Genomic DNA, 23,792 nt, shown 5'->3' on the forward strand with positions numbered 1-23,792 from the left:
CTGCTTGTGAAACGACTGTTCAGCGCCCCGCTGCTGGCCGCCGGGCTGGCCCTGGGCGGCACCGCCCACGCCGCGCAACCCCTGCTGAATGTCTCCTACGACGTCATGCGGGACTTCTACAAGGAGTACAACCCGGCCTTCCAGAAGCACTGGCAAGCCGAGAAAGGCGAGAACATCGTCATCCAGATGTCCCACGGTGGCTCCAGCAAACAGGCGCGCGCGGTGATCGATGGCTTGCCGGCCGACGTCATCACCATGAACCAGGCCACCGACATCGACGCCCTCGCCGACAACGGCGGCCTGCTGCCCAAGGACTGGTCCACCCGCCTGCCGGACCACAGCGCGCCCTTCACCTCGGCCACCGTGTTCATCGTGCGTAAGGGCAACCCCAAGGGCCTGCACGACTGGCCGGACCTGCTCAAGGACGGCGTACAGGTGGTGGTGCCCAACCCCAAGACCTCGGGCAACGGCCGCTACACCTACCTCTCCGCCTGGGGCTACGCGCTCAAGCACGGCGGCGATGAAGCCAAGGCCAAGGCGTTCGTCGGCCAGCTGTTCAAGCACGTGCCGGTCCTCGACACCGGCGGCCGCGCGGCGACCACCACCTTCATGCAGAACCAGATCGGCGACGTGCTGGTGACCTTCGAGAACGAAGCGGAGATGATCGCCCGCGAGTTCGGCCGTGGCGGCTTCGAAGTGGTCTACCCGAGCGTTTCCGCCGAAGCCGAACCGCCAGTGGCGGTGGTCGACAAGGTGGTCGACAAGAAAGGCACCCGCGCCCAGGCCGAGGCCTACCTGAAGTACCTGTGGTCCGACGAAGGCCAGACCATCGCCGCGAACAATTACCTGCGCCCGCGCAACCCGGCGATCCTCGCCAAATACGCCGATCGCTTCCCGGCGGTGGAGTTCTTCTCGGTGGAGAAGACCTTCGGCGACTGGCGCACGGTGCAGAAGACCCACTTCGCCGACGGCGGTGTGTTCGACCAGATCTACAGCGGCAACTGAACGCCGCCGGGGTGACGAAAAAGCCGGGAGCGCTCCCGGCTTTTTCATGCCGCCGCGGAGCCTGCCCACACATCGTCCCCCTCTCTCCGCCAATCCCGCAGCCGCCTCTCTCACCATGCCGCAGGCGTGGCGATTTTCGGCTGAGCACACACCCTCAACCGCGCCAGCCCACCTCACGCAAAGCCTTCAGCAAGGTCTCGCCATCCAGCGCCGGCACCAGCACGCCATCCGCCGTGCGCATCGCGCGCCCGGCCAGCAGGACGTTGACGATGGCCTCCTCGACCGCCTCGGCCGCCGCGGCGAACAAGGGGGAAATGTGGTCATTGTTGAGCATCCACAGCGGCGTGCTGAACGGCAGGTCCTTGCGCCCGTAATCGGCCGGCGGCAGGTCGCGGTTACCGGTGGCGAAGGCGAGGAAGAGGTCGCCGCTGGAGTCATCGGTGCCGCCGCCGGTGCGGGCGATGCCGATCGACGCGCGCTGCGCCAGGCGCTGGCACTGGTGCGGCAGCAAGGGTGCATCGGTGGCGATGATCACCACGATCGAGCCCATGCCCGGCGTGCCTTGCTCGGCGAACGGCGAGGGAATGTCGCCGAGCAGGCGCCCCACCGGGTAGCCATCGACACGCAGCTCACGGCGCTGACCATGATTGGCCTGGACCAGGGCGCCGACCGTCCAGCCGCCCTGCGCCGCTGGCAGTTTGCGCGAGGCCGTGCCGATACCACCCTTGAATTCGTGGCAGATCATCCCGGTGCCGCCGCCCACCGGGCCCTCCGCCACCGGGCCGGAGGCGGCCCTGGTCAGTGCTTCGCGCACCTGGGCAGGGCCGACGTGCTGGCCCCAGATGTCGTTGAGCAGGCCATCGTAGGTTTCCATCACCACTGGCATGCACCAGTACACCGCAGGGTCGGCCAGTTCGTCGCGCTCGGCGGCGATCAGCGCATCGCGCACCACGCCGACACTGTGGGTGTTGGTGATGGCGATGGGCGTGGTCAGCAAGCCGGCCTCGCGAATCCACTCCAGGCCGGTGGCGTCACCATTGCCGTTGAGCACGTGGCAACCGGCGAAGCACGGCTGCTGCCGCGCGGCGCCAGGGCGCGGCTGGATCAGCGTGACGCCGCTGCGCAGCGGCCGCGCGGCGCCCTCGTCGAGCAGGGTGCTGTGGCCGACGCGGACACCAGGTACATCGGTGATGGCGTTGAATTCGCCGGGCGTACCCAGGCCAAGGGTGATGCCGAGTTGACGAGCGCGCATGCGGACTCCTGTAGTCAGAGTTTCTGGAAAGCCGGGCTGAGCTTGCCGTAGGTGCCGTAGAGAATCACCGATAGCGCAAGAATCCCGAGGATGATCATGACGTCCCGGGTCGAGGCGCCAAGCAACTGGTTGAGCAGCAGGTAGCCGGCGCCGAGTACCGCCAGCATCGCCGGCAGCGGCCACAGCGGCATGCGGTACGGGTGCTCGCGGTCACGCCGCAGCACGCGACTGAACAGCGCGCAGAGGGCCACCGCCAGGTACACCATGACCAGCAGCAGCACGGTGAAGGAGGTCAGGTCGGCCAGGTTCGAGCTGAAACTCAGCGCCGCCGAGGGCACGCCGAGGAATAGCGTGGCCAGCCAGGGCGATTCCCAGCGCGGGTGGATGCGCGTGAAGGCGCGGTTCAGCGCCGGCGTCCAGAGCGCGTCGCGACCGCTGCTGAAGATCACCCGGCCGACCTGGATGACGATGGCGACGATGGCGTTGAACACCGAGAGGAAGATACCGGCGCTGACCAGCCGCGACAGGGTGGCGTTGCCGTGGGCGGTGAGCAGGTAGCCGATGGGGTCGGGGCTGGCCAGCATGTCCTGCAGCGAGGGCGCGCCGATCAGCAGCGCGGTCAGCGGCACCAGTTCGATCACCACGACCAGCACCAGCGACCAGAGCACCGCGCGGTGCACGCTGCGGCCGCCGTCGTGCATGTCTTCGGCAAGCAGCACGGCGCCACCGAATCCGTTGTAGGAGAACAGCGCGGTGCCCACCGCGCCGATCACCAGGGCCCAGGGCGCGGCAGCGAGCACGCCGCCAGCGAGGAATTGCGGGTGCAGTAGCGTGCTGACCGGCTGCGTGGCGTGGCCGAAGCCGAGCACCACGATGACCAGCAGCGCGGCGACCTCCAGGAGCAGGCAGCAGCCGGTGATCCAGGCGTTCAGCTTGATATTGAGGATGCCCAGGGCATAACTGGCGGCGACGATGGCCAGGGCCACCGTCGGCGTATCGAAATGAGTACCGAGGGCGCCATTGAGGTAGGTGGCCGCCCCCGTGGCCAGCACCGGCGGGATGAACAACAGGGAAACCAGCACGGTGAGGAAGGTGGCATAGCCGGCCATGCCGCCGAACACGCGCTTGGCGTAGACATACTCGCCGCCAGCGGAACTGTGCGCGCGACCCAGCTCGGCATAGCACCAGGCGAACATCAGTGCCAGCACCGCGGCCATGACGAAGGCCAGGAAGGCGCCGCTGCCGGCCTGCTGGATGGCGAAGGGGGCGATGACGAATACCGAACTGGCCGGGGTGACCGCCGACACCGTGATGGCGACCACGTCGAACACGCCCAGGCTGGGCTTGAGCGCGCCCGCTTGCGGGGTGGAAGAGCTCATATCGTTTTCCTCGGATTGTTATTGGAGGTTGAGGCAGGAACGAAGACTCGACTCGGCGCCCTCGCACGGGACGCTTGAATGGCCCGGACTCTAGGCAGAGCGGCATGACACGCCAATCACCATTTGGGGTTACGCCCCTTGACGGCAGGGGGTGAAAGAACCGGTACTGGCGCCTGAATGATCCGAAGGAAGGATGCGATGGAACAGGTGTTCCGCGAAGTCGCCATGCACGCCAACCTCGCTCGCGCCATCGAGCAGATCGGCGCGCCGCGTTTCTGGAAGCAGTTAATCCTGCTGCTGCGCCAGTGGCTGCCGTTCGACAATGCCCTGGCGATCTTCTACCCGCTGCAGGCGGCGCCGGAGGCACTGGAGGAGTACGACGCCGAACCCCACGCCGGGCCGGCCTCGATGGTCGCCTACCTCAACGGCCTGTTCCAGCTCGATCCCTTCTACCAGGCCTGCCGCGAGGGCCTGGCCAGCGGCCTGCATCGCCTGGAGGAAATCGCCCCGGACCAGTTCCGCCAGAGCGAGTACTACCTCAGCTACTTCCATGACAACGTGCTGGAGGACGAGGTGCAGTTCATCCTCCAGATGCCCGGTCGCGGCGCGCTGTCGCTGTCCCTGGGCATGCGCCGGCCCTTCACCGTCGCCGAGTGCGGGCAGCTCGGCCTGGTCTGCCCCTGGGTCCTGGCGCTGATGCAGCAGCACTGGCAACTGCGCAGCCAGCGCCTGCTGCCGGCCGACCAGGATGGCGTGGCCACCCAGGTGCGCGATGCCCTCAGCCACTTCGGCGCCAGTGTGCTTTCCGAGCGGGAGATGGAGATCGCCCGGCTGATCCTGCGCGGCTATTCCTCCAAGGCCATGGCCGAGCGCCTGGCCATCTCGCCGGAAACCATCAAGGTGCATCGCCGGCACCTCTACGCCAAGCTGGACATTTCCTCGCAGCCGGAGCTGTTCTCGCTGTTCCTCCAGGCGCTGGGGCACGATCCGCAGAACCCCTGAACCGACGCCGCAATCCGCCGTGCGCATGGGCGCTCATTCACCTGGCCCGGCGGACACTCGGCTGGCCGCGCGGGACACTGGCAGCGCCCGGCGCGCGCCCTAGACTCGGCCTGTCCCACCCGACAACCAGCAGAGGACAAACCGATGAATGCCCGCGCTCGCTTCACCCACATGGACGACGGCACCGCCGAGGACTGGTCGATCATCGCCCAGCACGCCGCCCGCTATGCCGCCCACCTGCCCGACCGCATCCTGGACCACCTGCGCCTGCTCGACGGCGACTTCGGCGGCTTCCCGGTGGACCGCCTGACCCACTCGCTGCAGAGCGCCACCCTCGCCCACCGCGACGGCCGCGATGAGGAGTACGTGATCTGCGCCCTGCTCCACGACATCGGCGACACCCTCGGCACCTACAACCACGCCGATATCGCCGCGGCCATCCTCAAGCCCTTCGTCAGCGCGGAAAACCACTGGATGATCGAACAGCACGCGATCTTCCAGGGCTACTACTTCTTCCACCACCTGGGCCTGGACCGGCACCTGCGCGAGCAATTCAAGGATCACCCGCAGTACGCCCGCACCATCGAATTCTGCGCGCGCTACGATGCCGCGGCCTTCGATCCGCAGGCGGAAACCCTGCCGCTGGCGTTCTTCGAACCCATGCTGCGCCGGGTCTTCGCCAAACCGCGCCAGTCGATCTACCTGAAAGCCGACGGCAGCACGGCCTGACGCCGCCGTCCCGCCCGGTAGCGCTGCGCCAAGGCGCGGCGCCGCCGGGCAACCGCTGATGCCTCCCACGGATGCGCCGCTGGCTCCCGCGCAAGCGCTTGGTTAAGATTCCCTTCAGCCAAAATGGCGGAAGGCGCCTATGCGAAAGCGCCGCAACCGATCAGGGAAATATCCAGCGCATGAAGCCTAACTTCTCCGAGCAGCCGTCCCGACAGGGACTTGCCGCACACCTGCGCGAATACCATTCCCGCGTGCTGGCCTATATCACGGTCGCCGCTACCCTGGCCGCGGGCTGCGCCAGCCAGTACTTCAGCTACCAGCTGCTGTGGATGGTCCCGTACGCCCTGCTCTATCCGCACCTGGCGCAACACCTCAGCCGCCGCTTCAAACCCGACCACCCGCAACGCACGGAACTGGTGTTGCTGTTCGTCGACGCCGTACATGCCGGCGCCGCCGCCGCGCTGCTCGGCTTCGCCGCGGTGCCCGCGCTGATGCTGCTGCTGATCCTTGCCTTCGCCGCGCTGCTCATCGGCGGCCTGCGCTCTCTCGGCCTGGCCCTGCTGGTGGCGCTCAGCGCCGCGGTGCTGAGCGGCGCGGTGATCGGCCCCACCTTCAAGGGCAATTCGCCGCTGCTGGTCAATGTCGCCAGCATCCTGCTCTCGACCCTGTACATCTGCATCACCGCCTACTTCGTGCACAAGCAGGGCCTGCGCCTGGCGCTGGCCCGTGGGGAGATCGCCCGCGAGCAGGAAAAGGCCGCGCGGCTGGCGCACAACCTGGCCAAGTACCTGTCGCCGCAGGTCTGGGAATCGATTTTCAGCGGCAAGAAAAGCGTGCGCCTGGAAACCCAGCGCAAGAAGCTCACGGTGTTCTTCTCCGACATCAAGGGCTTCACCGAGCTGTCCGAAGAGCTGGAAGCCGAAGCCCTCACCGACATGCTCAACAACTACCTCAACGAAATGTCGAAGATCGCCCTCAAGTACGGCGGCACCATCGACAAGTTCGTCGGCGACTGCGTCATGGTGTTCTTCGGCGACCCCACCACCCAGGGCGCCAAGAAAGACGCCGTGGCCGCCGTGTCCATGGCCGTGGCCATGCGCAAGCACATGAAGGTGCTGCGCCAGCAGTGGCGCGCCCAGGGCATCACCAAGCCGCTGGAAGTACGCATGGGCATCAACACCGGCTACTGCACCGTGGGCAACTTCGGTGCCGACACGCGCATGGACTACACCATCATCGGCCGCGAAGTGAACCTCGCCAGCCGCCTGGAAAACGCCGCCGAGGCCGGCGAGATTCTCCTCAGCCACGAGACCTACTCGCTGGTGAAGGACGTGATCATGTGCCGCGACAAGGGCCAGATCACCGTCAAGGGCTTCAGCAAGCCGGTACAGATCTACCAGGTGGTGGACTTCCGCCGCGACCTGGGCGCCAGTCCCAGCTTCATCGAGCACGAGCTGCCGGGCTTCTCCATGTACCTGGACACCAACAACGTGCAGAACTTCGACAAGGACCGGGTCATCCAGGCGCTGCAACAGGCGGTGGAAAAGCTCAAGGACAAGATCATCCTCTGAGCCCGGCACAGCACGCCCCTCGCCATCCGCTGCTCCGCCAAGCGACTCGATACCCGCCGCAAGGCGGATAACGCTCCCGGCGCCATCCGCCAACCCACCGCCAAGGCAACAGCGCTAGCCAAACCACCCGATACCCGCCGTAGGGCGCATAACACCCCAGCGTTATCCGCCAACCCACGGCAACGGCGGGCGGCGCTGCCCGCCAGCGCTTTCGTGACGCCAGGGATTCATCGGCGGGCGCGCGGCGATCGACCAGGCAAAAAAAACCCGCTCAAGCGAGCGGGCCTTAGAGCGGCGCGACGCTTCACGTCGCCGCGCCAAAACGGATCAGGCGCTCAGTGGGCCTTGGCGTCGGCGACCAGCCCATCGTTGGACGGGCCGGCGGCCAGTTCGCGATCCAGGACATCCTGGTCGAGCTGCTTGCACCACTTGGCGACCACCACGGTGGCCACGCCATTGCCGACCAGGTTGGTCAGCGCGCGGGCTTCGGACATGAAGCGGTCGATGCCGAGGATCAGCGCCAGGCCGGCGACCGGCAGGTGGCCAACGGCCGAGAGGGTCGCGGCGAGCACGATGAAGCCGCTGCCAGTGACGCCGGCGGCGCCCTTGGACGCGATCAGCAGCACCGCCAGCAGGGTCACCTGGTGGATGATGTCCATCGGCGTGTCGGTGGCCTGGGCGATGAACACCGCGGCCATGGTCAGGTAGATCGAGGTGCCGTCGAGGTTGAAGGAGTAGCCGGTGGGAATCACCAGGCCGACCACGCTCTTGTCGCAGCCGAGCTTCTCCATCTTGGCGATCATGCGCGGCAGCGCCGATTCGGACGACGAGGTGCCGAGGACGATCAGCAGTTCTTCACGGATGTACTTGATGAACTTCAGGATGCTGAAGCCATGGCCACGGGCGATGGCGCCAAGAACGACCAGTACGAAGAGGATGCAGGTGATGTAGAAGCACAGCATCAACTGGCCCAGCTGCACCAGCGAACCGACACCGTAGGCGCCGATGGTGAAGGCCATGGCGCCGAAGGCACCGATGGGCGCGACCTTCATGATCACGTTGATGATGTTGAACATCACCTGGGTGAAGCGCTCGATGAACTGGAAGATCGGCTGGCCATAGCTGCCCATGCGGTGCAGGGCGTAGCCGAACAGCACGGAGAAGAACAGCACCTGCAGGATGTCACCGTTGGCGAAGGCGCCGACCACGGTGCTGGGGATGATGTTCATCAGGAAGTCGATGGTGCTCTGCTTCTCGCCGGCGGCGGCGTAGGCAGCGATCTTGCTGGTGTCCAGGCTGGCCGGATCGACATGCATGCCGGCGCCCGGCTGCACCACGTTGACCACCACCAGGCCGATGATCAGGGCCAGGGTCGAGACCACCTCGAAGTACAGCAGCGCCATGCCGCCGGTCTTGCCCACGGCCTTCATGCTCTGCATGCCGGCGATGCCGGTGACCACGGTGCAGAAGATGATCGGCGCGATGGCCATCTTGATCAGTTTGACGAAGCCGTCGCCCAGGGGCTTCATCAGCACGGCGGTCTGCGGGTAGAAGTGGCCCAGGGCGATGCCGACGGCGATAGCGATCAGCACCTGCACATAGAGGCTCTTGTAGAAGGGTTGCTTGGTCATGGCGGCAGGGTCCTCTTGGGCAAGCGCCGTCACCTTCCAAATGGCGACGCGATACCCGAAGCGTTATCTCCCTTCAGTGGGAGAATTTGTTTTTCGTCCTGCCCGTCGGCAGGCCTTGAGCCCCTATCGCAAGCCCCGTGCCACCCTGGAGCGAATTAATTTTATCCTTTAAATTCAATTACTTAATAGAAATACCAAGACGCCGAATGGCAACGGAAATGGCGGATACCCGCCAAGCGCGCGGCGGGTTTCCCGCCCCTTGGCGGGTATCCGCCAGGGGACGGGTGTCGTAGATTGTGTGCCGCGCGCGCCCTTGCAGCGGCTGCGCCAAGACACGCAGCAGAACAAGGACAAGCCATGCGTGAACGCACCATCGCCAGCCATTTCGTTCGCGCCGCCCTGCGCGGCGCCATGAGCCAGCAGCAGGACCCGCAGCCCCTGCTAAGCGCCGCCGGCATCCAGCCGGCGCTGCTCGACGAACCGCGCGCGCGGGTCTCGCCGGAGCAGTTCGGCCGCCTGATCCAACGGATCTGGGAGGTTCTCGACGACGAATACATGGGCTTCGGCGAGGTGCGCAGCAAGCGCGGCACCTTCGCCATGATGTGCCACGCCATCATCCAGTGCCGCACCCTGGAAAAGGCCCTGAGCCGCGGTTCGCTGTTCTACGACCTGTTCCCCGACGCACCGCACATCGAACTGTGCCGCGACGGCGAGCGCGCCCGGTTGATCCTCGACCACAGCCGGCTGCGCGACCCGGAGCACTTCCTCACCGAAAGCCTGCTGGTGATCTGGCACCGCCTCGGCAGTTGGCTGATCGGCCAGCGCATCCGCCTGGAGGAGGCGCGCTTCGCCTACCCGGAACCGGCCCATCAGGCCGAGTACGACCTGCTCTTCCCCTGTCCCCGGCGATTCGCCGCCGACAGCACCGGGCTGAGCTTCCAGGCGCGCTACCTGAACATGCCGCTGTTGCAGGACGAACGCAGCCTCAAGCACTTCCTCAAGGACTCCCCCGCCGACCTGCTGGCCCGCCCGGATGGCGGCGACAGCCTGACCAGCCAGATCCGCCGCCTGCTCGGCCGCGACTGCCGGCGCTGGCCGGACCTGGAAAGCGTCGCCCAGCAGTTGCACATGAGTCCGCAGACCCTGCGCCGCCACCTGCGCGAGGAAGGGCCGAACTTCCAGGAACTCAAGGACCAGCTGCGCCGCGACCTGGCCATTTACCACCTGGGCCGCGACGAACTGTCGATCCAGGACCTCGCCGAACAGCTCGGCTTCTCCGAGCCTTCGGCGTTCCACCGGGCGTTCAAGAAATGGACCGGACTGACCCCGGGAGCCTATCGGGCGCGGCAGGGGGAATAAGGCGAGCACCGGCGCCGTGCGCCCGCACCGGCTGATCGGCAGGTCGCGCCGCCAGTGCGCGGCTAGCCCGGCAGGCAGATGCGGAAACGCGCGCCGCCCAGCGCGGAGTCGTCCAGCTCCAGCTTGCCGCCGTAGCTGTCGATGATGTCCTTGACCACCGCGGTGCCAATGCCCTGGCCGGGGTGCTGGGTATCGAGCCGCTCGCCGCGCTGGAGAATGCGCTGGCGCTGGTGCGGCGGCACGCCGGGGCCGTCGTCTTCCACCACCAGTTCGTAGCCGCCGCCCTGTTGGCGGGCGCTGACGCGCACGCGGGTCAGGCACAGGCGGTAGGCGTTCTCCAGCAGATTGCCGAGCAGTTCGAGCAAGGCGCCCTGCTCCAGCGGCAGGCTCAGCTTGGCCGGGAAGTCGCGCTCGAGAATCACCCGCTTGTCGCGGTAGACCTTGTCCAGCGCGCCGCTGAGGGTATCCAGCAGCGGCGCCAGCGGCGCGCGGTGGCGCACCAGGCCGCTCTTGCGCAGGCTGGCGCGCTGCAGCTGGTAACTGATCTGCTGGCTCATGCGTTCGATCTGACTCTGCAGCACCTGCACCTGCTCGCGGTTCTGCGCTTGTCCGGCAAGGTTCTCGCTGACGCCCTGCAACACCGCCAGCGGGGTCTTCAGGCTGTGCGCCAGGTCGGCCAGGGAATTGCGGTAGCGCTCGCGCTGGCTGCGCTCGCTGTCCAGCAAGCGGTTCAGCGAATCGGTCAGGCGCAGCATTTCCTGCGGATGCTCGTCGCTCAGCCGCTCACGCTCGCCGGCCTCGATCTGGTCCAGTTCGACGCGCAGTCCGCGCATGGAGCGGAAGCCCCAGCCGAGGCCGAGCCAGAGCAGCCCCAGCAGCACCAGCAGAGCGCCGCCCAACCACAGGTAGAGCTGTTCGCGGAAGCCGTGGACCAGCTCGCGGAACTCGCTGACCGGCTGCATGGTGACGATGCTGTAGGCCGCCTGCTTGCCGCCGAGCAGGGAGATTTCCACGTCGTAGACGAAGAACTCGTTGCCGTTGTCGTCGCGGGTGCGGGTGAGCAGGTCGGGGTGGCCGTCGAAGCGCGGCTGGTAATGGACGCTTTCGTCGAGGGTCGAGGAGGAACGCCAGACCAGCTTGCCGTGCCGGTCGTAGATGAAACCGAGCAGCTTCGACTCGGGCAGGTTGAAGTCTTCCACCGCCAGGTGCTCGGGCATGCTCAGGCGGTCGCCGTCGATGCTCGCCGACGACACCAGGGTCGCCACGTCCGCCCCCAGGCGCTGCTGGATAGCGTTTTCCAGGGCGATGCTGAAGGCTCGCTGCAGAGCCGGCAGCAGGGCCAGCATGAACAGCACGGCGAGGGTCGCCGCGCCGATCATCAGGCGTACCCGCAGCGAGCGGATCATCGGCAGCGCTCGGTGAACAGGTAGCCCTGGCCACGCACGGTGTCGATCGGGCGGAAGCCGTCATGGGCCTCCAGCTTGCGCCGCAGGCGGCCGACCAGCACCTCGATGACGTTCGGGTCGCGCTCTTCGTCGTCCGGGTAGAGCTGCTCGATCAGGCGCTCCTTGGTCACCACCTGCTGATGGTGGCGCATGAGGTATTCGAGAATGCGGTATTCGAAGGCGGTCAGCCCCAGCGACTCGTCGCCGATGGCCGCCTGCTTGCGGTTCAGGTCGAGCAGCAAGGGACCGGCCTCGATGGTCGCCTGGACGAATCCGCTGGAGCGCCGCAGCAGGGCGTTCAGGCGTGCCTCCAGTTCCTCGAACTGGAACGGCTTGACCACGTAATCGTCGGCGCCGGCGGCCAGGCCCTCGACCTTGTCCTGCCAGTTGCCGCGCGCGGTGAGGATGAGGATCGGGAAGGTCTTGCCCTGGCTGCGGAATTCGCGGATCAGGTCCAGGCCGCTCATGCCCGGCAAGCCCAGGTCCACCACCGCCAGGTCGTGATGGTATTCGCTGGCCCGGTACAGGGCCTCTTCGGCATCGCCCACGGCGTCGACCACGTGTCCCTGTTCGCCGAGGCGGGTGAACAGGTGATGGCGCAACAGCGCCTCGTCCTCCACCACCAGTAACTTCATGGCATCTCCTCCTTAATAGAGCAGCCGGGCACCGGGCCCGGCTGCCGAGCCGTCAGAACCGATAGTTGGCGCCCAGGTAGATCTGCGAGCTGCTGTGCAGGTCGAGGGAGCCTACCTTGCTGCCGCCGTGCGGGCTCATTTCCGTGCTGGCGTTGGTCCGCAGGTAACGATAGCCGCCTTCCAGGGAGGCATTCTTGCCGATGTCCTGGAGGATACCGGCCTGCACGCCAATGGCGTAGCCGATATCGCTGTCGCGGCTGTAGCCGGGGGAGTCCTGTTCCAGCTTGACCAGGCCGGCGCTGCCGCCGCCGAACAGCTTGGTGCCGCGGTCGCCCAGCGGCAGGAAGGCGTCATAGCTGCCGAGCAGATTCTGCTGGCGCAGCTTCAGGCCATCGTGGCTGCCCGAGGTGTATTCGTAGGTGGCGTAGTAGCGGCCGCGCTCGTTCTGCTGGCCGGCGCGCACGCCCCAGGTGCCGCTGTTGTTGATCGCGCTGTCGAGCTTCGGATTGTTCAGGTTGCGGTTCAGCTCGGCGGACTTCTGGATGTTGTCGCTGGTTTCGCCCCAGGTCAGGCCGATGAAGTTTTCGTTGGCCTGGGCGACGCCGACACTGGCGCAGAGGATGGCACTGGCGATGGCGAGTTTTTTCAGGGTCAGCATGATGTTTCTCCCGTCGTGTGTGTCTGTAAGTAGTTGACGGGATGCAGGTTAATGGCGGGCGACTGAACCCAACCTGTCCGCTCGCTGAACCTCGCCTGAACGAGCGGACAGGTCGCCGCGCGGGCCTTATTGGCCGCGCAGCGCCTTGAGGATTTTCTGTCCGGCGCGGCCATCGACGGGGCTCAGGCCAAGCCGCTGCTGCTCGGCCTGGATCGCCCGCCGCGTGCTGTTGCCGATCAGCCCGTCGGGCGTGCCGAGGTCATGCCCGCGGGCGATCAGCAGCTCCTGCAGTTGCTTGCGCTCGGCGCGGCTCAGGCCGGGATCGTCGGTCGGCCAGGGCGTGCGCAGGCCGCTGCCGCCGCGCAGGCGGTCGGAGAGCAAGGCGATGGCCAGGGCATAGCTCTCGGCGGCGTTGTAGGAGTAGATCGCGTCGTAGTTGCGCAGCACCAGGAAGGCCGGGCCCTGGGGGCCGGTGGGCAGCAGCACGGCGGCCTTCAGCGCGCCGTCCGGCAGCGCGCCGCCGTCGATGCGGCGCACGCCCAACGCCTGCCACTCGCTGAGCGAACGCCGCTTGCCGCGTCCGGCCTGCGCGGCCGGGAAGCTGGCCGGCAGCTGCACTTCATAGCCCCAGGCCTGGCCCGCGACCCAGCCGGCCTTGCGCAGATAGTTAGCGGTGGACGCCAGGGCGTCGGGCACGCTGTTGACCAGATCACGGTGGCCGTCGCCATCGAAATCCACGGCGATGCGGGCATAGGTGCTGGGCATGAATTGCGTCTGGCCGAAGGCGCCGGCCCAGGAGCCGGTGATGCCGGTGTCGCGCAGGTCGCCGTCCTGCAGCAGCTTGAGGGTGGCGAACAGCTCGCCACGGAAGAAGTCCTGGCGGCGCCCGTAGCAGGACAGCGTGGACAGCGAAGTGAGCAGCGGGCGCTTGCCGGTGATGCGGCCGAAGTCGCTCTCCACGCCCCACACGGCAGCCACCGTGTATTTGTCCACCTGGTACTGGCGGGCGACGCGATCGAACAGTTCGCCGTGCTGCGCCAGCATGGCCTTGCCGTCGGCGACGCGCTGCTCGTCCACCAGCCCCGCCAGGTAGTCCCACAGCGGTGTGACGAACTCCGGCTGCGCATTGAGCAGGTCGAGCACGCTCAGGTCCGCCTGCAGACCCTGGGTGTAACGCGCGTAGCTGACGCTCTCGACCCCCTTGGCGCGGGCCTCGGGCTGCAGGCGCGCGAGGCAGGCGGAAAAGTCGTCGGCCAGGCTGGCCTGGGCCTGGAACAGGCCGGCGCTGAGCAGCAGGGACGACAGGAAACGAAGGGGCGACATGCGGCTTTCCTCGGTAACGCAGTAGACACAGGGCGCCAAGGGTAGCCGAAGGCGTCCGCCGTTTCACCCGCGCCCGCGGCCCGCGGCGGCTGGCGAAAGGCCTGGTGCGCGGCGCAGAAGCGGCTATCTTTGCAGCTCCGACACAATGGAGAACGACCCATGCGCCTGCTCGCCAGCTTGCTGCTGCTCGGCCTGAGCCTTGCCGCCCAGGCCGAGATCAAGACCGAAGAAATCCCCTACCAATCCGCCGACGGCACCCGGATGATCGGCTACTTCGCCTATGACGACGCCACGCCCGGCGCACGCCCCGGCATTCTCGTGGTGCACGAGTGGTGGGGCCTCAACGACTACGCCAAGCGGCGTGCCCGCGACCTCGCCGCCCTCGGCTACAGCGCCCTGGCCATCGACATGTACGGCGAAGGCAAGCACACCGAGCACCCGACCGAAGCCACCGCCTTCATGAACGAGGCGTTGAAGAACGCCGACGCCGCCAAGGCGCGCTTCCAGGCCGGCCTGGAGCTGCTGAAGAAACAGCCGCAGACCGATCCGACGAAGATCGCCGCCATCGGCTACTGCTTCGGCGGCAAGGTGGTGCTGGATATGGCCCGCCAGGGCCTGCCGCTGGCCGGCGTGGCCAGCTTCCACGGCGTGCTGGCCACCGCCAGCCCGGCGCAGCCCGGCTCGGTGAAGGGCAAGGTGCTGGTCGAGCACGGCGGCGGCGACACCCTGGTGCCGGCGGACAGCGTCGCCGCCTTCAAGAAGGAGATGGACGCCGCCAAGGTCGACTACCGCTTCGTCGTCCAGCCCGGCGCCAAGCACAGCTTCACCAACCCGGACGCCGACAAGCACAAGGGCCATGGCCTCGACGTGGGCTACGACAAGACCGCCGACCAGAAGTCCTGGGCCGACCTCAAGCAGTTCCTCAAGGACATCTTCGGGCAGCCGGCCTGAAGCGCGGGCGAAAAAAAACGGGAGCCCCAAGGGGCTCCCGTTCACGATCTGTGAAAAGGCCGGAGCGCGGGGCTCCGACAACAACCTCACCTGCGTCCCTTCAGGGGGAACGCAGCGCGCAGTGTGGCAAATCGCCCCGCGTCGATCCGTAGTGCTTTGGTGAACCTTTGCAAGCGAATGTAACGGCTGCGTGACCGAGCGGACGCGACTGGACGGTCTCCGCGCAAGAGCCGCGGCGGGAGAATGCGCTGGCGGGAAGCCACGCCGCCGGGCAGAATTTCCGCCATGTCCGAGCCCGACTTCGTCACCCCGCCCCTGGCCCACTGGCCCCTGCCCCAGGCATTGCCCGGCGCGATCCTCTGCAGCAGCCGCTTCGACCCGCAGCGACTGGACGCCGATGCCTTCGCCCGCCACGCCATCGACCTGCCGCCGAGCATCGCCCGCGCGGTGGCCAAGCGCCGCGCCGAGTTCCTCGCCGGGCGCCTCTGCGCGCGCGCCGGCATCCGGTGCCTGGGCGGCCACGACGAGGTGCCCGGCCTGAGTGAAGACCGCTCGCCCAGTTGGCCAGCCGGCCTGTGCGGCTCCATCACCCATGGCGCCGGCTGGGCCGCCGCCGTGGTGGCGCGCAACGAGGCCTGGCGCGGACTCGGCCTGGACGTGGAAAACCTCCTGGAAACCGCGCGCGCCAAGCGCCTGCTGGAGGAAATCCTCACCCCTGGCGAACGCCAGCGTCTCGACCCGCAGCGACTGGCCCTGACGGTGACCCTGAGCTTCTCGCTCAAGGAAAGCCTGTTCAAAGCGCTCTACCCGCTGGTGGGCACACGCTTCTACTTCGAGCACGCCGAACTGCTGGACTGGGACGACCAGGGCCACGCGCGCCTGCGCCTGCTCTGCGATCTCTCCGCGGAATGGCACAACGGCCGCGAGCTGGAAGGCCAGTTCGCCTGCTTCGACGGCCGCCTGCTCAGCCTGGTCGGTATCCCGGCGCGGCGCTGAAACGGCTCAAGCGAGCACCGCCACCGACTTGATCTGCGCCCACACCTTCAGCCCCGGCCGCAGCCCCAACTGATCCTTGGAATAGCGGGTGATGCGCGCCAGCAGCGGCGTGCCGGCCACGTCCAGGCGCACCAGCACATGGGCTGCGTTGTCGGTGTCGGCGACCTCCACCACGCGCGCCGGCAGGCGGTTGAGAATGCTGCTCGGCGCCGGCACCTGCAGGCTCAGGCTGACGTCGCGCGCCTGCACCTTGATGCGCAGCGCCTGGCCCACGGGCAGCGCGCTGTGCGCCAGGCGCATGCGCTCGCCATCGGCCAGGCCGAGATCGAGCAGGCCGTAAACGGCGTCGTGGCCGAGCACGCGGCCCTCGATCACCGCCCCGGCATCCTCCAGCAGCGCGGTCGGCAGGTCGGTGCGCGCCAGGGTCTCGCCCACCGCGCCACTGGCCAGGGCGCGGCCGTCCTCCAGCAACACCAGGTGATCGGCCAGCCGCGCCACTTCGTCCGGCGAGTGGCTGACGTAGAGCACCGGGATTTCCAGTTCGTCGTGCAGGCGCTCCAGGTACGGCAGGATTTCCGCCTTGCGCGGGAGGTCGAGCGCCGCCAGCGGTTCATCCATCAGCAGCAGGCGCGGGCTGGTCAGCAACGCGCGGGCGATGCCGACGCGCTGCCGCTCGCCGCCAGACAGGTGGCGCGGCATGCGTTCGAGCAGTTGCTCGATGCCCAGCAGCGCGGCGGCCTGGGCCAGCTCGACGCGGCGCGCGGCGCGCGGCACCCGGCGCATGCCGTACTCCAGGTTGCGCTGCACGGACAGGTGCTCGAACAGGTTGGCGTCCTGGAACACATAACCGATGGCGCGCCGGTGCGGTGGCAGGAACAGGCCGCGCGCGCTGTCCTGCCAGACCTCGCCATTGACCAGCAGGCGCGCCTGCCGAGGCCTTTCCAGGCCGGCCACGCAGCGCAGGCAGGTACTCTTGCCCGAGCCGGAGGGGCCGAACAGCGCGGTCACGCCGCGCCCCGGCAGGCGCAGGTCGAGGTCCAGGGAGAAGCCCGGATAGTCGAGCAGGAAACGCGCTTCGATGGCCGTCGTGCCCATCCTCAGCTCCAGGCCGTGCGCGTCCGCCGGGTCGCGTACAACGCCAGCAGGACGAGGAAGGAAAACACCAGCATGCCGCCGGCCAGCCAGTGCGCCTGGGCGTACTCCATGGCCTCGACATGGTCGAAGATCTGCACCGAGACCACGCGGGTCTGCCCAGGGATGTTGCCGCCGATCATCAGCACCACGCCGAACTCGCCGACGGTGTGGGCGAAGCCGAGGACCGCGGCGCTGACGAAGCCCGGCCGGGCCAGCGGCACGGCCACGCTGAAGAACGCATCCAGGGGGCTGGCGCGCAGGGTCGCGGCGGCCTCCAGCGGGCGCGTGCCGATCGCCTCGAACGCGTTCTGCAACGGCTGCACCACGAAGGGCAGCGAGTAGAACACCGAGCCCACCACCAGCCCGGCGAAGCTGAACGGCAGGCGCTGCCAGCCGAGCGCATCGCTGAGCTGGCCCAACGGGCCGTGGGGGCCGAGCGCCAGCAACAGATAAAAGCCGATGACCGTCGGCGGCAACACCAGCGGCAGCGCCACCAGCGCGCCGAGCGGCGCCTTCAGCCACGAACGGCTGCGCGCCAGCCACCAGGCGAGCGGCGTACCGAGCAGCAACAGGATCAGGGTACTGAGCGCGGCCAACTCCAGGGTCAGCCGGATCGCCGTGTAGTCCGCCGAGGTCAGGGGCATCGCCGTCCTTGCTTAAAGGGTGTAACCGTAGGCACGGATCAGCGCCGCCGCCTTCGGCCCCTTGAGGTACTCGACCAGGGCCTTGGCCGCGGCATTGTCCTTGCCTTTGTTGAGGATCAGCGCGTCCTGGCGGATCGGCTGATACAGGTTGTCCGGCACCCGCCAGGCCGAACCGCTGCTCACCTTGCCATCCTTGTAGACCTGCGACAACGCGACGAAGCCCAGTTCGGCATTGCCGCTGGCAACGAACTGATAGGCCTGACTGATGTTCTGCCCTTCGACGATCTTGCCGGCCAGGGCCTGGGTCAGCCCCAGCCTGTCCAGCACCTGGGTCGCGGCCAGGCCATAGGGCGCGGCCTTCGGATTGGCGATGGCCAGGTGCTGGAAGCCGCCCTGCTTCAGCACCTCGCCCTCGGCGTCGACATAGCCAGCCTTCGGCGACCACAGCGCCAGGCTGCCGATGGCATAGGTGAAGCGCGAACCGGGGACGCTCTCGTGCTCCGCCTCCAGCTTTGCCGGGGTGCTGTCGTCGGCGGCGAGGAACACCTCGAAGGGCGCGCCGTTCTTGATCTGCGCGTAGAACTGCCCGGTAGCGCCGTAGGCCGCTACCAGGCGATGGCCGGTGTCCTGCTCGAAGTCCTTGGCGATCGCTTGCATGGGCGCGGTGAAGTTGGCGGCGACGGCGACCTGGACCTCGCCGGCCAGCGCGCCATGGGCGCCGAGGCAGGCGGCGATGGCCAGGGAGAAACGCAGGAAAATGGGTTTCATCGGGGGCTCCGGGCAGTGTCGTTGTTCTGTGCGCGCGGCAGGCGATGTGCCATCGGCGGCGCCGCCACCCGTTATATCAGAAACTACACAGCGCTGCGCTAGAGCAGGAGATAGAGCGTCAGCGCCAGGCCGAGGATGGCCACCGTCAGGTTCACCGCCGGCCCGGCATTGACGCTGTAGCCCTCGGGGATTTCCACCGGCTTGAGGCTGCGCGCCACCCGGCGGAACTGCCAGGCGGACCAGCAGGCCGTGGCACAACCGAGGAAGATGAAGCCCATCCCGACCCAGAACGACACATGGCCGGCGGGAAGGTCTTCCACGCCGTTGCGCAGCAGGCGCAGCAACAACCCGGAGCGCTCGACCACGAAGCCGAAGGCGATCAGCGCCAGGGCCGTGCGGTTCCACGCCAGCAGCGTGCGCTCGGCGGCGAAGAACACCCGTGGATCGTTGAGTTCGGACATGCACAGACTCCTGTAACGCCGTCAGGCCGGCGCGCCGCCGATCATCGGCGGGCGCTCACAGCTGGTCGAGGGGAATCTTCAGATAATGCACGCCATTGCTTTCCGCCGGCGGCCGGTGCCCGGCGCGCATGTTCATCTGGATCGCCGGCAGGATCAGCACCGGCATGTTCAGGCTGGCGTCGCGCGCCTGGCGCATGGCGACGAAGCTCTGCTCATCGACGCCATCGTGCAGGTGCACGTTATGCCGCCGCTGTTCGCCGACCGTGGTTTCGAAGCGGAAGGTCTCGCGCCCTGGCGCCTTGTAGTCATGGCACATGAACAGGCGGGTGCTGTCGGGCAACGCGTACAGGCGGCGGATCGAGCGGTACAGCTGGTGCGCGTCGCCGCCGGGGAAATCGCAGCGAGCGGTACCGTAGTCCGGCATGAACAGGGTATCGCCGACGAACACCGCGTCCTCGACCCGATAGCTCACGCACCCCGGCGTGTGGCCCGGCGTGTGCAGCACATGCAGTTGCAGATCGCCGAGGGGCAGCACATCGCCGTCGGCGAGCAGGCGGTCGAACTGGCTGCCATCGGTGGCCATCTCGGCGGCGCAGTTGAACAGCCGGGCGAAGGTGCGCTGCACCTGGGTGATGCCCGCGCCGATGGCAATGCGTCCGCCCAACTGCGCCTGGAGGTAGGCCGCCGCCGACAGGTGATCGGCGTGGGCGTGGGTTTCCAGCAGCCACTCCGGCGTCAGGCCCCGCTCGCGGACGTAAGCGATCAAGCGATCCGCGCCGGCATGGCTGATGCGTCCGGCGGCGGCGTCGTAGTCGAGCACCGAATCGATGATCGCGCAGACGCCCTGCCGCGGATCGGCGACCACATAGCTGTAGGTGAAGGTGGCCGGGTCGAAGAAGGCCTCGATCTGTACGCTCATGCGTTGCCCCTTGGCCGCCGTTGCAGCCACTCGAAAATCCCCATGCCAGCCAGCATAGCCAGGCAGAACAGCGCCGCCTGCCAGTAACCGGCGCCGACACCGACCAGCGCCGGCCCCGGACAGATACCGGCGATGCCCCAGCCGACGCCGAACAGCAGGCTGCCGGCGATCAGCTTGCGGTCGAGGGTGCGCGCCTGCGGCATCTGCATCGGCCCGCCGAGCAGGTTGCGCGACTGGCGCGTGGCCCAGGTGAACGGCAGCAGCCCGACGCCAATGGCGCCGGCCATCACCAGCGCCAGGGAGGGGTCCCAGTGTCCGGCGAGGTCGAGGAAACCGAGCACCTTGACCGGGTTGGCCATACCGGCCAGCAACAGGCCGATGCCGAACAGCAACCCACAGAAAAACGCAGTCAACTTGGCCATGTTCAGATTCCCAGCAGATGACGGATGACGAAGACGGTGGCAAACCCACTGGCCATGAAACACAGCGTCGCCGCCAGCGAGCGCGGCGACAGGCGCGACAGGCCGCACACGCCATGGCCGCTGGTGCAGCCCGCGCCATAACGGGTGCCGATGCCGACCAGCAGGCCGGCGAGCAGCAGCGAAGGCCAGCCGCCGTCGAAGTGGATGGCTGGCAGCGGCCCCCAGGCCAGCCACAGCAGCGGCGCGGCGACTAGGCCGAGGAGGAACAGCAGGCGCTCCCAGCGGCCGTCGCGGGTTCCCACCAGCAAACCGCCGAGCAAGCCGCTGATGCCCGCCACGCGTCCGTTGAGCAGGGCGAACAGCGCCGCCGCCAGGCCGATCAGGGCGCCACCGGCCAGGGCGCTCCAAGGGGTGAAAACGTTCCAGTCGATGCTCATTCGGCACCCTCCGTGCAGAACAATTGATAGAGAGTCTGGATCACCGCCAGCGCTTCGCGACTGCTGATGCGGTAATAGATCTGTTTGCCGTCGCGCCGACAGTCCACCAGCCCTTCGCGGCGCAGCACCGCCAGTTGCTGGGAGAGCGTCGGCTGGACGATCCCCAGGCGCGCCTCGAGGCCACCGACGTGACACTCCTGCTGCGCCAACAGACACAGCAGCAACAGGCGCTCCGGGTTGCCCAGCGCCTTGAGCAGGCGCCCGGCCTGGTCGGCGGACTGGCGCAGGCGCGCCAAGTCGATGGATGTCGCGGCGGTATCGGGCATGGGCTCATTCTACGAAAACACAATATATAAATATATATATTGTTTAATCGAAAACTGTCCAAGCGCGAATCGATGAACGGCTGGCGGGAAGGCTTATTCCTTGACCACCTGGCGCCGCGGCCAGGCCAGGGTGAAGCGCGCGCCGCCGAGGGCTTCGCTGCGGTCCACCGAGGCGCGGCCGCCGTGCCAGTGGATGATCCGCCGCACGATGGACAGGCCCAGGCCGTGACCGCCAGTGACCCGCGTGCGGCTGTCGTCGACGCGGAAGAACGGCGTGAACAGGCGCTCGCGGCGATCCTCCGGCACACCCGGGCCGTCGTCCTCGACATCCACCTGGCAGCGATCCAGGCTGACCCGGTAGCTCACCCGCACGCGGCTCTCGGCATAGCGCAGGGCGTTGCTCAGCAGGTTCTGCAGGGCGCGGTGCAGATAACGCGGCTCGGCCTCGATCCAACTGCCCTGGTCGAACGGCACCAGCGCGCCGGCTTCGCAGCTGACCTGCACCTCGCGGCGCAGCGGGGCGATCTCCGCCACCACCTGCTCGACCAGCGCGCCCAGCTCCAGCGGCTGGTAGGTCAGCGCCGGCGAGCCCTGCTCCAGGCGCGCGTAGGTGAGCATCTCGTCCACCAGTTGGTCGAGGTCCTGGATATCGCCATCCATGCCTTCCAGGTACTTCTGCCGCGCCGCGTCGGTCTCCGCCGAGGCGATCATCTCCAGGCCGAAGCGCAGGCGCGCCACCGGCGTGCGCAGCTCGTGGGACACCGCGCGAACCAGCTCGCGCTGCACCATGATCAGCCGCTGGATCTGCTCGGCCATGTGGTTGAAGGCCCCGGCCAGGCGCCCCACCGAGTCGGCGCCGCGCACCTCGACGCGCGCATCCAGGCTGCCGCGGGCGATGCGCGAAGCGGCCGCCTCCAGGCTGCGCAGGCGCTGCTCCAGGCGGCTGACCAGCAAGTACAGGGTAAGGCCGATCAGGCTCAGGCCGACCGCCGCGATCAGCAGCAGCAGGTGCGGCGGATAGGGGTTCATCTGGTAGATCGGCCCCATTTCCAGAATCCATGGGGTATCGACGATGCCGGCGACCACGCGGATCGAATCGCCGTTCTTGCCCAGCGCCAGCACGGTATCGCCCTCCTCCACGCGCCGGCTCTGGTCGTCGTCGAGGTCGATCTCCTTGAGCCGCTTGAGGTGCACGTCGTAACCGAAACGCTTGTCGCGGACGATGCGCGCCAGGTGGTAAGGCTGCTCGCTCACCGGATAGCGCCGCAGCTCGTCCATCAACATATAAATGGTGGCGCGCGCCAGTTGCTCGCTGACCTGCTCCACCTCGCCGGCGAGGATCAAGCCATCCGGCAGGCTGACCTGGGTGAAGACCTTCACCAGATGCGCGCCGCTCGGCTCCACCAGCACCTGCTCGTTCATCAGCCGCGCACGGTCGCGGCCCTGCATGCCGAGGCTGTCCAGGCGCACCAGCTTCAGCGGAATGCCCATCAGGCGGCTCCACTGCAACAGCGCGCGCTTGCGGTCCACCTCGTCCATCGGCTGCAACTCGTCGGCCATCAGGCGGAAGGTGCCGCGCGCCAGGTCATCGCGATAACGCTCGCCGCGCACCTCGTTGACCAGGTGCAGGGTCAGCACGCCGAGGGCGGCGACCAGTACCAGGGTCAGCAGCATGCCGCCGTAGATGCGCAGGAAGATGGATTTCATGGGGCGGCTCGCCGGCTCATCGGGCTAGTGCACAGGCACGATCGCGCCACCCTCTCACAGCTCCCCGACGAACAGGTAGCCCTTGCTGCGCACGGTCTTGATCAGGCGCGGGTGCATGGGGTCGTCGCCGATCTTCGGGCGGATGCGCGAGATGCGCACGTCGATGGAGCGGTCCTGGCCGTCGTACTCGATGCCGCGCAGGGCGTTGAAGATTTCCTCGCGGGAAAGGATGCGCCCGGCATTGGAGGCCAGCAGCCAGAGCAGATCGAACTCGGCGCCGGTCAGCTCGATGGTCGCCTCGTCCAGCCAGGCCTCGCGCATGGCATTGTCGATCACCAGCTTGCCGAAGGTCAGGCGCTTGCTCGAAACCGGCGCAGGCTCCCCCCCCTCGCTGCGCCGCAACAGGGCACGGATGCGCGCCAGCAGCAGGCGCGGACGCACCGGCTTGCACACATAATCGTCAGCGCCCATCTCCAGGCCCTGCACCTGATCCATGTCGTCGGTGCGCGCGGTGAGCATCAGGATCGGGCCGTCGTAGTCCGGGCGCAGGCGCCGGCAGATCGACAGGCCATCCTCGCCGGGCAGCATCAGGTCGAGCACCACCAGGTCCGGACGCTCCGCCAGGACGCGCGCCACCGCCTGCGCGCCGTCGGATTCGACGCTCACTTTCAGGCCGTTGCTCTCCAGGTAATCCTGGGTCAACTCGGCCAACCGCTGGTCATCCTCGACAATGAGGACACGCGCCTCTTGCTCCACACCGCCTCCTGAACCACGCACCAAAAGACCGCCAGGTCCGCCACGAACGGCCGGCATTGTAGCCAAGTGACCGGCGCCCCGCATCGCTGAACCGGCGAGGGGCATAACCACAAGATATTGTGGTACGGTTCGCACTCTGATAGCACCGCGCCAGGGTCAAAAAACCGCAGCCGCACATGACGAACGGCGAAACGCAGCAGCGATGCGGCCTCGCGCAGGCTATCCGCAGTCACCCACATTTCACCCACATTTTATCCACAGGTTTCCCCCAGCCCCCCGCCT

24 protein-coding genes are annotated in these 23,792 nt (G+C 67.5%); 7 read left to right on the forward strand and 17 right to left on the reverse strand.

Going from position 1 to position 23,792, the window contains the following annotated elements; translation table 11 throughout:
• Positions 1-6: 6 nt before the first annotated feature.
• Positions 7-1,005: a sulfate ABC transporter substrate-binding protein gene (locus BLQ74_RS10320; protein WP_090262476.1), complete on the forward strand. Its 999-nt coding sequence runs from the start codon at positions 7-9 to the stop codon at positions 1,003-1,005.
• Between the two features lie 154 nt (positions 1,006-1,159).
• On the opposite strand, the gene BLQ74_RS10325 is transcribed toward BLQ74_RS10320, so the two are convergent.
• The gene (locus BLQ74_RS10325) at positions 1,160-2,257 is read right to left on the reverse strand and encodes a DmpA family aminopeptidase (RefSeq protein ID WP_090262477.1); all 1,098 of its coding nucleotides are present in this window, start codon (positions 2,255-2,257) and stop codon (positions 1,160-1,162) included.
• A gap of 14 nt (positions 2,258-2,271) precedes the next feature.
• Positions 2,272-3,636 carry an APC family permease gene (locus BLQ74_RS10330; protein ID WP_090262478.1) on the reverse strand — a complete coding sequence of 455 codons (1,365 nt, stop codon included), beginning with the start codon at positions 3,634-3,636 and terminating at the stop codon, positions 2,272-2,274.
• Between the two features lie 198 nt (positions 3,637-3,834).
• Between BLQ74_RS10330 and BLQ74_RS10335 the strand changes: the two genes are divergently transcribed.
• From BLQ74_RS10335 to BLQ74_RS10345, 3 genes are all read left to right on the forward strand, one after another.
• Positions 3,835-4,638 (forward strand): helix-turn-helix transcriptional regulator, encoded by an 804-nt coding sequence (locus BLQ74_RS10335; RefSeq protein ID WP_090262479.1) that lies wholly within the window; start codon positions 3,835-3,837, stop codon positions 4,636-4,638.
• Between the two features lie 144 nt (positions 4,639-4,782).
• Entirely contained in the window at positions 4,783-5,367 is a 585-nt protein-coding gene (locus tag BLQ74_RS10340) for an HD domain-containing protein (protein WP_090262480.1), read from the forward strand.
• 179 nt (positions 5,368-5,546) lie between these two features.
• On the forward strand, positions 5,547-6,938 hold the full coding sequence (locus BLQ74_RS10345) for an adenylate/guanylate cyclase domain-containing protein (RefSeq protein WP_090262481.1): 1,392 nt from the start codon (positions 5,547-5,549) through the stop codon (positions 6,936-6,938).
• Positions 6,939-7,273: 335 nt separating this feature from the next.
• Here BLQ74_RS10345 and BLQ74_RS10350 read toward each other — a convergent pair whose 3' ends face one another.
• Positions 7,274-8,569: a dicarboxylate/amino acid:cation symporter gene (locus tag BLQ74_RS10350; RefSeq protein WP_090262482.1), complete on the reverse strand. Its 1,296-nt coding sequence runs from the start codon at positions 8,567-8,569 to the stop codon at positions 7,274-7,276.
• 357 nt (positions 8,570-8,926) lie between these two features.
• Between BLQ74_RS10350 and BLQ74_RS10355 the strand changes: the two genes are divergently transcribed.
• The gene (locus BLQ74_RS10355; protein WP_090262483.1) at positions 8,927-9,928 is read left to right on the forward strand and encodes an AraC family transcriptional regulator; all 1,002 of its coding nucleotides are present in this window, start codon (positions 8,927-8,929) and stop codon (positions 9,926-9,928) included.
• 62 nt (positions 9,929-9,990) lie between these two features.
• Here BLQ74_RS10355 and BLQ74_RS10360 read toward each other — a convergent pair whose 3' ends face one another.
• From BLQ74_RS10360 to BLQ74_RS10375, 4 genes are all read right to left on the reverse strand, one after another.
• Entirely contained in the window at positions 9,991-11,334 is a 1,344-nt protein-coding gene (locus BLQ74_RS10360) for an ATP-binding protein (RefSeq protein ID WP_090262484.1), read from the reverse strand.
• Entirely contained in the window at positions 11,331-12,008 is a 678-nt protein-coding gene (locus BLQ74_RS10365) for a response regulator (protein ID WP_090262485.1), read from the reverse strand. The genes BLQ74_RS10360 and BLQ74_RS10365 overlap by 4 nt, the downstream gene beginning before the upstream one ends.
• Positions 12,009-12,060: 52 nt before the next feature.
• Positions 12,061-12,666 carry an outer membrane beta-barrel protein gene (locus BLQ74_RS10370; RefSeq protein WP_090262486.1) on the reverse strand — a complete coding sequence of 202 codons (606 nt, stop codon included), beginning with the start codon at positions 12,664-12,666 and terminating at the stop codon, positions 12,061-12,063.
• Positions 12,667-12,792: 126 nt separating this feature from the next.
• Positions 12,793-13,989 carry a lytic murein transglycosylase gene (locus BLQ74_RS10375; protein WP_090262487.1) on the reverse strand — a complete coding sequence of 399 codons (1,197 nt, stop codon included), beginning with the start codon at positions 13,987-13,989 and terminating at the stop codon, positions 12,793-12,795.
• A 159-nt stretch (positions 13,990-14,148) separates the two neighbouring features.
• Between BLQ74_RS10375 and BLQ74_RS10380 the strand changes: the two genes are divergently transcribed.
• Positions 14,149-14,940 (forward strand): dienelactone hydrolase family protein, encoded by a 792-nt coding sequence (locus BLQ74_RS10380; protein WP_090262488.1) that lies wholly within the window; start codon positions 14,149-14,151, stop codon positions 14,938-14,940.
• A 285-nt stretch (positions 14,941-15,225) separates the two neighbouring features.
• A complete protein-coding gene (locus BLQ74_RS10385) occupies positions 15,226-15,936 on the forward strand; it encodes a 4'-phosphopantetheinyl transferase family protein (RefSeq protein ID WP_090262489.1) in 711 nt (236 codons plus the stop codon).
• A gap of 6 nt (positions 15,937-15,942) precedes the next feature.
• On the opposite strand, the gene modC is transcribed toward BLQ74_RS10385, so the two are convergent.
• The 10 genes from modC to BLQ74_RS10435 form a co-directional block, all read right to left on the reverse strand.
• Positions 15,943-17,031 carry a molybdenum ABC transporter ATP-binding protein gene (gene modC, locus BLQ74_RS10390; protein WP_090262490.1) on the reverse strand — a complete coding sequence of 363 codons (1,089 nt, stop codon included), beginning with the start codon at positions 17,029-17,031 and terminating at the stop codon, positions 15,943-15,945.
• Positions 17,032-17,033: 2 nt separating this feature from the next.
• Positions 17,034-17,714, reverse strand: coding sequence for a molybdate ABC transporter permease subunit (gene modB / locus BLQ74_RS10395; RefSeq protein WP_090262491.1), 681 nt, complete (start codon positions 17,712-17,714; stop codon positions 17,034-17,036).
• 12 nt (positions 17,715-17,726) lie between these two features.
• Positions 17,727-18,482 carry a molybdate ABC transporter substrate-binding protein gene (gene modA, locus BLQ74_RS10400; protein WP_090262492.1) on the reverse strand — a complete coding sequence of 252 codons (756 nt, stop codon included), beginning with the start codon at positions 18,480-18,482 and terminating at the stop codon, positions 17,727-17,729.
• 98 nt (positions 18,483-18,580) lie between these two features.
• Positions 18,581-18,943, reverse strand: coding sequence for a YidH family protein (locus tag BLQ74_RS10405; RefSeq protein ID WP_090262493.1), 363 nt, complete (start codon positions 18,941-18,943; stop codon positions 18,581-18,583).
• Positions 18,944-18,998: 55 nt separating this feature from the next.
• Entirely contained in the window at positions 18,999-19,862 is an 864-nt protein-coding gene (locus BLQ74_RS10410; protein ID WP_090262494.1) for an MBL fold metallo-hydrolase, read from the reverse strand.
• Positions 19,859-20,284, reverse strand: coding sequence for a DUF6691 family protein (locus BLQ74_RS10415; protein WP_090262495.1), 426 nt, complete (start codon positions 20,282-20,284; stop codon positions 19,859-19,861). Before BLQ74_RS10415 ends, BLQ74_RS10410 begins: the two co-directional genes overlap by 4 nt.
• A 2-nt stretch (positions 20,285-20,286) precedes the next feature.
• Positions 20,287-20,721, reverse strand: coding sequence for a YeeE/YedE family protein (locus BLQ74_RS10420; protein WP_090262496.1), 435 nt, complete (start codon positions 20,719-20,721; stop codon positions 20,287-20,289).
• Positions 20,718-21,047, reverse strand: a complete 330-nt coding sequence (locus BLQ74_RS10425; RefSeq protein ID WP_090262497.1) for an ArsR/SmtB family transcription factor — start codon at positions 21,045-21,047, stop codon at positions 20,718-20,720. Before BLQ74_RS10425 ends, BLQ74_RS10420 begins: the two co-directional genes overlap by 4 nt.
• Before the next feature lie 93 nt (positions 21,048-21,140).
• On the reverse strand, positions 21,141-22,754 hold the full coding sequence (locus tag BLQ74_RS10430) for an ATP-binding protein (protein WP_090262498.1): 1,614 nt from the start codon (positions 22,752-22,754) through the stop codon (positions 21,141-21,143).
• Between the two features lie 54 nt (positions 22,755-22,808).
• Positions 22,809-23,510: a response regulator gene (locus tag BLQ74_RS10435; protein ID WP_090262499.1), complete on the reverse strand. Its 702-nt coding sequence runs from the start codon at positions 23,508-23,510 to the stop codon at positions 22,809-22,811.
• Positions 23,511-23,792: the final 282 nt, after the last annotated feature.

Source organism: Pseudomonas panipatensis, assembly GCF_900099785.1.
Lineage (GTDB): Bacteria > Pseudomonadota > Gammaproteobacteria > Pseudomonadales > Pseudomonadaceae > Pseudomonas > Pseudomonas panipatensis.